Genomic DNA, 13198 nt, shown 5'->3' with positions numbered 1-13198 from the left:
ACACCGTGCCGAGCGCGCCCCGGTCTCCAAGATCGTGCTCGATCCAGGATCGAGTGGCATCGACGCGCCGCGGTAGCCACTCGATCCCCGATCGAGTGGCTACCGGGTGCGATCACGACAGGTTGCGCTCGTCGCTTTCGAGGGAGTCGACGAGCGCTCGGCAGCCGTAGGCGCCGACGGCAGCACGGGCCTCCGATGAGGTCAGGCCCGACCAACGGGCCCGAGCGCCCCCGCTACACGCCATCCACTCCCGCCCTGGGCAGGCCTAGCTTGTCGATCAAGGAGTTGTGGCTGTCGACTCATGCCGCTTTTTGCGACTGCCGCAACTCCATGATCGACGCAAGAGGCGCGGGGCACGCGCGGGGGACACGCGAGCATCCGGTGCGGGAAGCGGGGGCGCAGAGGACAGGGGGCGGGGGCGCAGGGGGCGGGGGGGCGCAGGGGGCGGGGGTGGTCAGCGGAGGGAGGCGTACACGTCGATGAGGCGCTTGGTGACCACCTCGGGGTGGAAGGTGCGGTCGTAGCGGGCGCGGGCGGGCCCGGCCAGGGCGGCGGCTCCGGCGGCGGCCACCGGCAGGGCGGCGGCCAGGGCCGCCGGGTCGGGCGGCACCACCCAGCCGGCCTCCCCGGCGCGGATCCCGGTCGGCAGGGCGGACTGGTGTGGAGTGACGACCGCGTCGACGTGACCGAACACGCCTGCGGCATCGGCCTGACCGACGGAGCCAACGAAAACGCCGGAGCCCGGAACGCTGGAGCCGGGAACGCTGGAGCCGGGAACGCTGGAGCCGGCGGGGCCGACCGGGCCACCGGGGCTGGGCGGGGCCGAGGCCGAGGCGGCCACGGCCGGGCCGGTGCCGGCGGGTTCGCGGGGAGTGTCGGCGCCGACCAGGTACGGGATGCCGCCCAGCGCGGTGCCGAGCACCGGCCGTCCGCTGGCCAGCGCCTCGATGATCACGGTGGGCAGCACGTCGTGCCAGGTGGAGGTCGCCAGCACCACGGCGCTCGCGTTCAGCGCCTCGCGGACTCCGGCCCGGTCGAGCGGGCCGAGGAAGGTGACGTCGGCACGTTCGGCCGCCGCCGCCTCGACCAGTGGGCGCAGTTCGCCGTCACCGGCCACGCGCAGCGGCCCCAGCGCGCCGTCCGGGTGTCGCCGCCACGCCTCCAGCAGCAGGTCGAGCCCCTTCTCGGGGGAGAGCCGACCGAGGAAGAGGAAGCCCCGGCCCAACGGCGCGGGATTGCCCGGGTCCGGGATGGCGTTGGGCTTGACCACGATCCGGTCGTCCGGGATGCCGTAGTCGCGCAGGTGGTCGGCGACGGCACTGGTCAGCGCGATGAACCGGTCCACCGACTTCCAGGTGCCCCGGTGCACGGCCAGGGTGGTCGCCATCAGTGCGCTCTGCACCCGCGAACCCCGGTAGCAGCGGTGCACCACCGCAGGTACGCCCAGCGTCCGGCCCCGGCAGTCCTGGCAGATCACCCCGTCGCGGAAGTACAGGCCGGAGGAGCAGACCTGGCGGTAGTTGTGCACCGTCTGCACCACGGGCACGCCGTGCCGGTGCGCGGTCCGCACCACCCAGGGCGAGAGCAGCGGGTACGGGTTGTGCAGGTGCAACACGTCCGGACGGTGCTCGGTGAGCAGCCGACTCAGCTCCTGCTGCGCCCGGGGGGCGTAGATCGGGGAGATCGGCAGCAGCGCCTTCGCCGACTTCGGCATCGACGGGATCTCGTCGGAGCTGCGCAGGAACGGCAGCACCTCGACGCCTGCCGCCGCGAGCTGGGAGATCTCCACGTCGACGATGGTGTTCTCGCCGGACGGCTGGGCTTCCCGGTACCGGTTGTGCGCCACCACAATCTTCACGGCAAAGAAGGCTACCGTTGACCTGTGCCCGAACTACCGGAGGTAGAGGCGCTCGCAGGCTACCTGCGACAGCGCGCAGTGGGCCGGCGTGTCGACCGGTTGGAGGTCGCCGCGATCAGCGCCCTGAAGACGTACGACCCGGCGCCGAGCGCGGTCGTCGGCCGGACCGTGACCGACGCCCGGCGGCACGGCAAGTTCATCGATGTCGTCTTCGACGGCGCCCTGCACCTGGTGGTCCACCTGGCCCGCGCGGGTTGGCTGCACTACCGGGAGGCGTTCGCCTCGACCGTCCCGCTTCGCCCCGGAAAGGGGCCGATCGCCCTCCGGGTACGCCTCGACGACGGCTCCGGCTTCGACCTGACCGAGGCCGGTACGCAGAAGAAGCTCGCCGCCTATCTGGTCACCGACCCGCAGGAGGTGCCCGGGGTGGCCAAGCTCGGGCCGGACGCGATCGCCGCCGACCTGGGCACCTTCGCCGAGGCGCTGCGCAGCCGCCGGGGCCAGGTCAAGGGGATACTCACCGACCAGTCCGTCCTGGCCGGGGTGGGTAACGCGTACTCGGACGAGATCCTGCACGCCGCGAAGCTGTCGCCGTTCGCGCTGACCGACCGGCTCAGCGACGACCAGATGGCGACGCTGCACGCGGCGACCCGCCGGGTGCTCGGCGACGCGGTGACCCGCTCGCTGGGACAGCGCGCCGCGGAGCTCAAGAGCGAGAAGCGCTCCGGGCTGAAGGTGCACGCTCGCACCGGGCTGCCCTGTCCGGTCTGCGGGGACACCGTCCGGCAGGTCTCGTTCGCCGATTCGAGCCTCCAGTACTGCCCCACCTGCCAGACCGGCGGCAGGCCGCTGGCTGACCGACGGTTGTCCCGACTTGTACGGTGAGTGACGTTGCTCATCGACTACAGAGCGGAATCGGACGTGGGTGCCGAACCACCGCTCGGACGCTCTACCCGGGCCACAATCCATCGGTATAGTGGCCCGGTCCCCGGCTTCCGGACGGCGCGAAGTCGGCCAGATCCCAGGCGAACACGAGTCTGTCGCGCAATGTCCTCCGGGTCGCCGACGGGCGCGGACCCGCGTGGGAAGCTGGAACGGTGGGCGACGCGAGCCCTCACAGCGAGTGAGCGGCGCGTGTCATGCGGGAGGACATGGTGAGGTGACGACTAGCCTCCAGCGCCCGGTGACCAACGAAGGCCGGAGCAAATTCGTGCGGCACGTCGACAGCTTCGAGATCCAGCCGCCGAGCCCACCCTCCACCAGCGGCGTACCGCGATCGGTGTGGGCGCGGGCGCGGCGACGCGTCTCCCGCTGGCACCGTCCGTACACGGCGATCCTGCTGCTGCTCGACTTCGCCGCCGTCGCCTTCTCCAGCTACACCGCGATCCACAGCTTCGACCAGGCCACCGCCGGTTTCTACGACGCGCAGAACGACCCGACCTGGTTCTTCACCGTGGCCTTCCTGCTGTTGCCGTTGGGTTGGCTGGTGGTCCTGTGGTTCAACGGCGCCTACGACCGGCGCTGTCTCGGGCTCGGGCCGGACGAGTTCAAGCGGGTGATCCGCGCGGGGGTCGCGGCCTGCGCCACGGTGTCGTTCCTCGCCTTCGCCACCAAGACCGACCTGTCCCGGTTCACCGTCGGCACCGCCCTGCTGATGGCCCTGCTGCTGATCCTGCTGGGCCGGATCCTGGCCCGTTTCGTGCTGCACGTGGTCCGGCGCAACATCCAGCAGGCGGCGCACCGGATGGTGCTGGTCGGCACGCTGCCGGACTGCCTGGAGGTCTACACGGCGGTCACCCGCAACCCGTCGGCCGGGCTGGTCCCGGTCGCCATCCACATCACCGACGGGTACGCGGCAGCCCGGGGCGTGCAGACCCCCGTGCCGGTGTACGCCGGCCGCGACGTGCTGGCACTGGTCCGCGAGGTCGGTGGCGACACCATCGCGGTCTGCGGCTCGGCCAGCTCCGAGCCCGGCGAGTTGCGCCGACTGGCCTGGCAGTTGGAGGGCTCCGGGGTCGACCTGGTGGTGGCCCCGCAGTTGACCGACATCGCCGGCCCCCGGGTGCACATCCGCCCGATCGAGGGTCTGCCGCTGCTGCACGTCGAGGAGCCGACCCTGTCCGGGCCGGCGCTGCTGGCCAAGAGCATGATGGACCGGGTCGCCGCCGGCCTCGGCCTGCTGATGCTGGTGCCGGTCTTCATCGCCATCGCCGTCGCGATCCGGATCTCCGACCCGGGTCCGGTCTTCTTCCGCCAGCCCCGGGTGGGGCACGAGGGACGGACGTTCCGGGTGTGGAAGTTCCGCACCATGTACGTCGACGCGGAGGACCGGCTGGCCAGCCTGACCGACCAGAACGAGACCGACGGCATGCTGTTCAAGATGAAGCAGGATCCCCGGGTCTTCCCGGTGGGCCGCTTCCTGCGCGCCTCGTCGCTGGACGAACTGCCTCAGTTGATCAACGTGCTCAAGGGTGAGATGTCGCTGGTCGGGCCGCGCCCGCTGCCCGCCGACGACGGTGACTTCCTGGGCGACGTACGACGTCGACTGCTGGTCCGTCCCGGTATGACCGGCCTATGGCAGGTCTCCGGCCGCTCGGACCTGTCCTGGGACGAGGCCGTCCGACTGGACCTCTACTACGTCGACAACTGGTCGCTGGCGTACGACCTGAGCATCCTGTGGCGCACGGTGGGCGTCGTGCTGGCCCGCAAGGGCGCGTACTGACTCTTGGCCCGGCGGCCGGAAACGACCAGGATCGTCGGCGTGGGTGGCAACCTCTCCGCCGTCGTCGGCGTCATCTCCCTGGTCGCCGTGCTGGCCGGGGCCCTGTACGCCGTCGGTCGGCTGCGTGGTCGCCGTGGCATCGCCACCCCGGGCCAGCGGGCCACCTACGAGGTGCTGCACACCGCCGGGCTGGCCGCCGAACCGCTGCGTTCCGGGCTGAACCCGGCCGGCGCGGCCAAGGCCGCCCGCCACCTGCGCACCCTGGTCGGTGCCGAGGGGCTGGCGTTGACCGACACCGACGACCTGCTCGCCCTGGACGGGCGGGGCGCACACCACGGTGACCAGCTACGCGCGGCGGCCCAGCGGGTGGTGGCGTCGGAGCGCTCGACGGTGCTCGGCGAGGCGGAGCTGTTCTGCGACCGCGTGGACTGCCCGGTGCGAGGCGCGGTGGTGGCCCCGCTGGCGGGCGCAGAGGGCCGGATAGCCGGTGCCCTGGTCGCCGTCACCGACGGGGTTCCCGCGCCCGGTCTGGTGCAGGCCACCCTGGAGACCGCGCACTGGGCGGGCAGCCAGCTCGCCCTCGCCGAACTGGACTCGTCCCGGGAGCGGCTGGCCCGCGCCGAGGTACGGGCGCTGCGGGCGCAGATCAGCCCGCACTTCATCTACAACGCGCTGACCGCGATCGGCTCGTTCGTCCGCACCGACCCGGAGCGGGCGCGGGAGCTGATCCTGGAGTTCGCCGAGTTCACCCGCTACTCCTTCCGCGCGCACGGGGAGTTCACCACGTTGGCCGAGGAGCTGCGGTCGATCGACCGCTACCTGACCATCGAGCGGGCCAGGTTCGGCGACCGGCTCCAGGTCCGGCTCCAGATCGCCCCCGAGGTGCTGCCGGTTACCCTGCCGTTCCTGTGCCTGCAACCACTGGTGGAGAACGCGGTCCGGCACGGCTTGTCGCGCAAGCCCGGCACGGGCATGGTGAGCATCGAGGCCCGGGATGCGGGAGCCGAGTGCCACATCACGGTGGAGGACGACGGAGTGGGGATGGATCCGGCCACGTTGACCGCCGGGATCGCCGAGTTGGCCGGCGCCACCGGCGACCCCGGCGACGACCCGGGCCAGCACGTCGGCCTCTCGAACGTCGACGAACGACTCAGGTCGGTCTTCGGTGACGACTTCGGCCTGGTCGTGGAGACGGGCCTGGGCTCGGGAACGAAGGTGAGCATGCGGGTGCCGAAGTTCCATCCCGGCGTACGGGCCGGCTCGTGACCGGCAACGGCGGCCCGGCGGCCCCCGGTTTCCTGCGCGTCCTCGCGGTGGACGACGAACCGCCCGCGCTCGACGAGTTGGCGTACCACCTGCGCGCCGATCCCCGGGTGGCCCGGCTGCACACGGCCGGCGACGCCACCGAGGCGCTGCGGGTGCTCCGCGACGGCGACATCGACGTGGTCTTCCTGGACATCCGGATGCCTGGCCTGGACGGCATGGAGCTGGCCCGGGTGCTGCGCCGGTTCGCCCGGCCACCGGCGATCGTCTTCGTCACCGCGTACGACGACGGCGCGGCCGACGCCTTCGACCTCGGCGCCACCGACTACGTCCGGAAGCCGGTCCGGTCCGAGCGGCTCTCCGAGGCGTTGCGCCGGGTGGTCGGCTCGCGGGTGGTGCCGTCGCATCCGGCCGCGCTGGCCCGGGCTGAGGAGGACCCCACCATCCCGGTCGAGTTGGCCGGCAGCACCCGGATGCTGCCCCGCTCGGCGGTGCGGTGGGTGGAGGCGCAGGGCGACTACGCCCGGCTGCACACCGTGGACGGTGCCCACCTGGTCCGGGTCTCGCTGGCGACGCTCGCCGAACGCTGGGCCGACGCCGGTTTCGTCCGGATCCACCGGTCGTATCTGGTGCAGCTCCGGCTGATCGCCGAGCTGCGGCTGGTCAACTCCGGGTACGTGGTGGTGGTCGACGGCACGGAGCTGTCGGTAAGCCGGCGGCACATCCGGGAACTCAAGGACAAGCTGGTCCGCGCCGCGAAGCAGGAGTGGAGCCGCTGACGGTGTGACCGGCGTACACCGGGTTATCCACAGGCTGCATCGGTTGTCCACAGGTTGTGCACAGCCCTCTTGACATTCCTGTCCGGCGGACGAGACTGCCGGGGTGGCCGCTGCCGACGATCCCGTCCCGGCGCCCGGGGCGGCGGCACGGCCCGGGGCGCAGCCCCGCCACGCCGACGCCGGTCGCGTGCCGCCGCAGGGCGGCCCCCCGACACCCGAGGCGCCCACGCGCACCCGGGTGGTGCTGGCCGAGGTGTCGCAGCGGCAGCGCCCTGCCGCCGGTACGCACACCGAGCTCACCCAGCAGACCCGGGTCGGAGAAGCCCTGGTCCGGGGACTGGTCCGCGCCCAGTTGGCGCTGGCGTTGCAACTGTCGGCGGTGGTGCTGGTCGGGCTGGGCGGCCTGCCGTTGCTGTTCGCCATCGCGCCGTCGGTCGGGCGGATGACCGTGCTCGGCGTCAATCTGCCGTGGCTGCTGCTCGGCGCGCTCTCCTTCCCGTTCCTGGTGGCGGTGGGCTGGACGTACGTACGGCTGGCCGAGCGCAACGAGCAGGACTTCACCGACCTGGTCCGGCGGCCGGAGCGCTGAATGGGCAACGACCTCGTCGTACCCGCGATCGTGGCGGTCACCCTGATCACCCTGGGGATCGGGTTCTACGGGCTGCGGCTGGCCCGCACCACCTCCGATTTCCTGGTCGCCTCGCGGGTGGTCAGCCCGACCTGGAACGCCGCCGCGATCGGCGGGGAGTACCTGTCGGCGGCGAGCTTCCTCGGCGTGGCGGGCCTGGTCCTCAAATACGGCGTCGACGTGCTCTGGTACCCGGTCGGTTTCGCCGCCGGCTACCTGGCCCTGCTGCTCTTCGTGGCCGCACCGCTGCGCCGCTCCGGGGCGTTCACCCTGCCCGACTTCTGCGAGATGCGGCTCGGTTCCCGCCGCCTGCGCACGCTGGCCACCGTCTTCGTGATCTTCATCGGGTGGCTCTATCTGGTGCCGCAGTTGCAGGGCGCCGGGCTGACGCTGGCCACGCTGGCCGGCTCGCCGTACCCGGTGGGTGCCCTGGTGGTGGCCGCGGTGGTGACCGCCAACGTGGCACTCGGCGGAATGCGCGCGGTCACCTTCGTGCAGGCGTTCCAGTACTGGCTCAAGCTGACCGCGCTCGCCGTACCCGCGATCTTCCTCGCCCTCCAGTGGCAGGCCGACGGGCGTCCGCCGGTGACGCCGCCCGACGGGCCGACCTTCCGGACCGCGACCACCGTCGTGGTCGAGCACCGCGCGGTGCTCACGCTGCCCGACGGTGAGACCCGGGAGGTACGCCCCGGCGACGAGTTGACCTTCGCAGCCGGTGAGCCGGTGCCGGAGGTCTCCGGGGTGGCGAACGGGTCCGCCGAGTGGCTGCTGCCCAGCACCGCCGCCGACGACGACCGGGGACTGTTCGCCACGTACTCGCTGATCCTGGCGACCTTCCTGGGCACCATGGGGTTACCGCACGTCCTCGTACGCTTCTATACGAATCCGGACGGCGCAGCCGCCCGCCGGACCACGCTCGTGGTGCTGGCGCTGGTCGGGGTCTTCTACCTGTTACCCACGATCTACGGCGTACTCGGCCGGATCTACACCCCGCAACTGCTGGTCACCGGGCAGACCGACGCGGTGGTGGTGCTGCTGCCCGAAGCGGCGCTCGGCGCCGGGACCACCGGCCGACTGCTGGCCGCCCTGGTCGCCGCTGGCGCCTTCGCGGCCTTCCTGTCCACCTCGTCCGGCCTGCTCACCAGCGTCGCCGGAGTGATCTCCACGGACGTGCTCGGTCGTGGCTCGGTACGCGGCTTCCGGCTGGCCACCGTGATCGCGGGCGGAGTGCCGACGGTGCTCGCGTTGAACGTCTCCGGGCTGGACGTCTCGCAGGTGGTCGGGCTGGCGTTCGCCGTCGCCGCGTCCAGCTTCTGCCCGCTGCTGGTACTCGGCATCTGGTGGCGCGGACTCACCGACGCGGGCGCGGCGGCCGGCATTCTGGTCGGCGGCGGCGCGGCGGTCTCTGCGGTGCTGGTCACCGTGCTCGGCCCACCGCTGGCCGGCTGGCCCGCCACCCTGACTGCCCAGCCCGCCGCCTGGACGGTGCCGCTGGCCTTCACCGTGATGGTCGCCGTCTCGCTCGCCACCCGCCGCCGCGCCCCGACCGACATCGCCCGCACCATGCTGCGCCTGCACGCCCCCGACGCCCTCCGGCGGTGACGCCCTCCGGCGGTAAGGAAGGGCCCCCTATTAACGCCTGCGGTATAGGAAGGGTCCCCTGCTAACGTCCGTCGGCTTGCAGGGTCGACGGGCGTGACGTCCGCCTCGCGGATGAGTCGTGAATCGTCCTCCGGGCGGGCGGTGCACTGGTCAGGACCGGATACGGTCGGGCTCATGACTGGTGAGCACCCGGCGCTGGCGCTGCGCGGCCTGGCGAAGAGGTTCGACAGCAAGATCGCGGTAGCCGGTGTGGATCTGGACGTGCCCGCCGGCTCGTTCTACGGCCTGCTGGGCCCGAACGGCGCGGGCAAGACCACCACGCTGTCGATGGCGGTCGGACTGCTGCGGCCCGACGCCGGTGGCGCCCAGGTGCTCGGGCACGACGTGTGGGCCGACCCGGTCACCGCGAAACGGCTGCTCGGCGTGATGCCGGACGGCGTACGCCTCTTCGACCGGCTCAGCGGGTCCGAGCTGTTGGCGTACCACGGCCTGCTGCGCGGCATGGACCCGGCGGTGGTCGACCAGCGGGCCGGGGAACTGCTCGACGTGCTCGCCCTCGCCGACGCCGGCCGCACCCTGGTGGTGGACTACTCGGCCGGTATGAAGAAGAAGATCGGCCTGGCCTGCGCGCTGCTGCACGGGCCGCGACTGCTGGTGCTGGACGAGCCGTTCGAGGCGGTCGACCCGGTCTCGGCCGCGTTGATCCGCGACATCCTCCAGCGGTACGTGACCGGCGGTGGCACGGTGGTCTTCTCCAGTCACGTGATGGAGGTCGTGCAGCGGCTCTGCACGCATGTGGCGATCCTCGCCGAGGGCACCATCAAGCGGGTCGGCACGCTGGAGCAGGTACGCGGCGAGCGCTCGCTGGAGGAGGTCTTCGTCGAGGTGGTCGGCGGGCGTACCGCAACCGGTGAGGAGCTGGCGTGGCTGTCTCAGTGACCGCCCCGGCGAAGCCGGTACGGGCCGTCTCGGCCCGGCACTTCGTCCGGCTCAAGCTGCGGGTGATGGCCAACAACTTCCGTGGTCAGGGCTGGCGGGTCGCGCTGTTCCTAGCCGGGTCGCTGTTCGGGCTCTGGATCGCGGTGGGCGCCTTCTTCGGCATGGCCGCCCCCGGGCTGGCGGGCAACGACACGTACGCGCTGCTGATCGCCGCGCTCGCCGGCAGCCTCACCGTGCTCGGCTGGATGCTGCTGCCGCTGGTCTTCTTCGGCGTCGACGAGACGCTCGACCCGGCCCGCTTCGCGCTGCTGCCGCTACCCCGCCGCACCCTGGTCAAGGGACTGTTCGCGGCGGCGCTGGTGAGCGTACCGGCGATCGCCGCCCTGGTGGCGTTCTCCGGCCTGGTCGTCACCGCCGGCGTCTTCGGCGGCTGGTCCGCCGCCGTGGTGGCCGCGATCGGGGTCGTCCTGGGGATGTTCGTCTGCGTCGCCGGTGCGCGGGCGATGACCAGCGCGTTCGCCACCATGCTCCGCTCCCGGCGGGTCCGTGACCTGGCCGCCGTCCTGCTGGCGGTGTTGGCCGCGATGCTGGGGCCGTTGCAGATCGCGGGCGTGGCCGCGATCGGCGAGGTCGACTGGGACCGGTTCGTCCCGGTGGCGACCGTGCTTGGCTGGACCCCGCTGGGCGCACCTTTCACGGCCGGCATCGACCTGGCCCAGGGCCGGGTCTGGGCCGCACCGCTGAAGCTGGCGATCGCCGTGCTCACCATCCTCGCGCTGTTGGCGTGGTGGTCGCGGTCGCTGGAGTCGGCGATGGTGGGTGCGGCGAGCAGCGGACCGGCCCGGGTCCAGGCGGGACCGACCGGCGGCGCGGTCGCCCAGTTGTTCCCCCGTGCGGCCGGCTGGCTGCGCCGAGATCAGTTCGGCGCGCTGGTCGCCCGGGAGGCCCGGTACTGGTGGCGGGACGCCCGGAGGCGGGCCAACCTGATCACCATCGCGGTGGTCGGTCTCTTCGTGCCGGTCATGGTCAACTTCGGCGCGCAGGGCTTCGCCTTCGACAGTGATCAGGGCTTCAGCGTCGGCGACTCGTCACCGGTGCTGGTCAGCGTCTCCATGCTCTTCGTCGGGCTGCTCGCCGCGGTCACCCTGGCCAACCAGTTCGGCTTCGACGGCAGCGCGTACGCCGCGAACGTGGTGGCCGGCGTACCCGGTCGGCAGGAACTGCTCGCCCGGATGGCCGCCTTCTCGCTCTACGTACTGCCGATGCTGGCCGTGGTCGCGGTGGTGATCGCACTGGTCATCGGGGAGCCCGCGTGGATCGGGTTCATGGCGGGCGCACTGGTCGCCACGTACGGCGTCGGGCTGGCCGTCAACTCGTTCATCTCGGTGCTCGGCGCGTACTCGCTGCCGGAGACGAGCAACCCGTTCGCGATGAACAGTGGTGCCGGCGTGGTCAAGAGTCTGCTGACGCTGCTGTCGATGGTCGTCACCGCCGTGCTCGGCGTACCGATGGTGGTGGCCGCCGCACTGCTCGGCGACACCTGGCTCTGGCTGGGCCTGCCGCTCGGCGTGGCGTACGGCGTGGGTGCGGCGCTGCTCGGCGCGTACCTGGCCGGTGACACCCTGGACCGCCGCCAGCCCGAACTGCTGGCCACGGTCACCCCGCGCCGCTGAACGACGGTGGGACGTGCCCCCGGGAGCGAAGGGCGGCCTGGACCTCGGCGACGAAGCCCGCGAAGTCGTCACGGAGGCGCTTCGCGGTGACGTGCAGGATGATCCAGTCGCGGCCGACCAGTCGGTTGAGCCGTCTGCGGTCCGAGTGGAACTGCTCCGGGTCGGCGTGCCAGAGCCCGTCGTACTCCACCGCCACCCGATAGTCCGGCCAGGCCAGATCGAGACGAGCGACGAAACGGCCTTGGTCCGACACGACCCACTGGGTACGAGGCCGGGGCAACCCGGCCAGCACCAGCCGTACCCGGGTCCGTGTCTCCTGGGGCGACTCGGCGCCAGCGTCCGCGAGGTCGACCGCCCCGAGCATCGCCCGCCAGCCACGGCGACCCGCCCTCGCGAGCGCGTACCCGCGTAGCGCAGACACGTCGATGAGTCTGCGTGCCAACAACGCGTCGATGACCACCACCGCCTCCACCAGGTCGAGCCAGAGTGCCAGGTCCCAGCAGGTACGCACGGGGGACGTGACAGCCGTGCCCGCGCGATCGAGGACGTCCCCCGGGTCGATCGGCCCGCGATGGATGCGCAGACCAGCGATGACACCGACGCGTACGTCACGCGGCACGATGACGTCCACCGGCTCGTCGGAGGCGACCTGGGCGCATCCGTAGAGTGCCGCAGCGGATCGACCGGCGATCGCCCCGGCTGGCGGGATCAGCCACCGGCCGGCAGCAGTGCACCTGGTCCGGTGAGTGACGGGCACCTTGGCGTCCGCGTACACATCTCGAAAGAGCGGACGCCAGGCGGAACTGCGGAGATCGTTGCGGGTGAGCAGGCCACTAGTGATCGCGTGAGACCCGCGAAAGATGCGCCCCCGCAACTGCGGAGGCCGACGAGGCGATCTGGACATGCCATCGACGATTGCAGTCACCACGCCCCGCGCGCTGCCCCTGTGGATAACGCGGCCACCCGTGCCGCCGCCTGTCGGCGGCCCCACCCGATCACGGCGGCCCACCCGATCACGGGCCACCCACACGATCACGGACGGCCCGCATGGTCACGGACGGCCCGCATGGTCACGGACGGCCCGCATGATCACGCTCGATCCAGGATCGAGTGGCTCCCGAGCAACGACGAGACCACTCAATCCTGGATCGAGCGTGATCTTTCCGAGCATTGGGCACGCCGCACACGCCGCCAGTCAGGAGATCAGCCGGGTTGCGGGGCCCGATGCCTCTCGGGCCAGGTCGAGGGAGGCTCGCTCACGGCCCGCAAGACCCGGGGCGGCCCGCACAATCACAAGCAGCCCGCACAAACCAGATCGGCCCGCACGACCCGGGAGGCCCGCACGATCCCGGGAGGCCCGCACGATCCCGGGAGGCCCGCAAGACCCGGGAGGCCCGCAAGACCCGGGAGGCCCGCAAGACCCGGGAGGCCCGCACAAACCCGGGAGGCCCGCACGATCACTGGCTCCCACATGATCACGGACTCCCCGCACGATCAAGGGAGGCCCGCACGATCAGAACTCCCCACATGATCACGGGCGACTCGGATCACGGGCGGGCACGAACACGGGCGGCGCACGATCACCCGACGACTCGCACGATCGTGCTCGATGCAGGATCGAGTGGTTACCGCGCTACAACGAGGCCACTCGATCCCGGATCGAGCGTGATCTCCGAGTGGGTCGCACGTTGCGCGACCGGTGCGCCGGGGGCGTCGCACGCCCCGGCAGGGAAT

The 13198-nt window shown here is 71.8% G+C and carries 10 protein-coding genes; 8 read left to right on the top strand and 2 right to left on the bottom strand.

Annotation, left to right across the window (positions count from 1 at the left end; genetic code table 11):
- Positions 1-454: 454 nt before the first annotated feature.
- Positions 455-1858 carry a glycosyltransferase family 4 protein gene (locus ACZ31C_RS04865; RefSeq protein WP_465794188.1) on the bottom strand — a complete coding sequence of 468 codons (1404 nt, stop codon included), beginning with the start codon at positions 1856-1858 and terminating at the stop codon, positions 455-457.
- A gap of 24 nt (positions 1859-1882) precedes the next feature.
- Between ACZ31C_RS04865 and ACZ31C_RS04860 the strand changes: the two genes are divergently transcribed.
- The 8 genes from ACZ31C_RS04860 to ACZ31C_RS04825 all read left to right on the top strand — a co-directional run bounded on the left by ACZ31C_RS04860 (position 1883) and on the right by ACZ31C_RS04825 (position 11464).
- Positions 1883-2743 (top strand): Fpg/Nei family DNA glycosylase, encoded by an 861-nt coding sequence (locus tag ACZ31C_RS04860; RefSeq protein ID WP_465794187.1) that lies wholly within the window; start codon positions 1883-1885, stop codon positions 2741-2743.
- Between the two features lie 325 nt (positions 2744-3068).
- Positions 3069-4580, top strand: coding sequence for a sugar transferase (locus tag ACZ31C_RS04855; RefSeq protein ID WP_465794368.1), 1512 nt, complete (start codon positions 3069-3071; stop codon positions 4578-4580).
- Between the two features lie 39 nt (positions 4581-4619).
- Positions 4620-5846, top strand: a complete 1227-nt coding sequence (locus ACZ31C_RS04850; RefSeq protein WP_465794186.1) for a sensor histidine kinase — start codon at positions 4620-4622, stop codon at positions 5844-5846.
- Positions 5843-6622 (top strand): LytR/AlgR family response regulator transcription factor, encoded by a 780-nt coding sequence (locus ACZ31C_RS04845; RefSeq protein WP_350698057.1) that lies wholly within the window; start codon positions 5843-5845, stop codon positions 6620-6622. Before ACZ31C_RS04850 ends, ACZ31C_RS04845 begins: the two co-directional genes overlap by 4 nt.
- A gap of 187 nt (positions 6623-6809) precedes the next feature.
- Positions 6810-7211, top strand: coding sequence for a hypothetical protein (locus tag ACZ31C_RS04840; protein WP_465794367.1), 402 nt, complete (start codon positions 6810-6812; stop codon positions 7209-7211).
- Positions 7212-8852, top strand: a complete 1641-nt coding sequence (locus ACZ31C_RS04835) for a sodium/solute symporter (RefSeq protein ID WP_465794185.1) — start codon at positions 7212-7214, stop codon at positions 8850-8852.
- Between the two features lie 174 nt (positions 8853-9026).
- Positions 9027-9791 (top strand): ABC transporter ATP-binding protein, encoded by a 765-nt coding sequence (locus ACZ31C_RS04830; protein WP_350698055.1) that lies wholly within the window; start codon positions 9027-9029, stop codon positions 9789-9791.
- On the top strand, positions 9776-11464 hold the full coding sequence (locus ACZ31C_RS04825; RefSeq protein WP_465794184.1) for an ABC transporter permease: 1689 nt from the start codon (positions 9776-9778) through the stop codon (positions 11462-11464). Before ACZ31C_RS04830 ends, ACZ31C_RS04825 begins: the two co-directional genes overlap by 16 nt.
- Here the strand turns inward: ACZ31C_RS04825 and ACZ31C_RS04820 are convergent.
- Positions 11448-12221 carry an endonuclease domain-containing protein gene (locus tag ACZ31C_RS04820; RefSeq protein ID WP_465794183.1) on the bottom strand — a complete coding sequence of 258 codons (774 nt, stop codon included), beginning with the start codon at positions 12219-12221 and terminating at the stop codon, positions 11448-11450. The two genes, ACZ31C_RS04825 and ACZ31C_RS04820, sit on opposite strands and share 17 nt — an antisense overlap.
- Positions 12222-13198: the final 977 nt, after the last annotated feature.

This window comes from Micromonospora sp. NPDC023869 (assembly GCF_055559695.1).
The sequence above is the reverse complement of the archived record's forward strand: the minus strand, read 5'-3'. Positions and strand labels throughout refer to the sequence as shown.

Coding starts and splice junctions, on each gene's coding strand:
- ACZ31C_RS04835 (WP_465794185.1), top strand. CDS start 7,212: ATGGGCAACGACCTCGTCGTACCCGCGATCGTGGCGGTCACCCTGATC.
- ACZ31C_RS04830 (WP_350698055.1), top strand. CDS start 9,027: ATGACTGGTGAGCACCCGGCGCTGGCGCTGCGCGGCCTGGCGAAGAGG.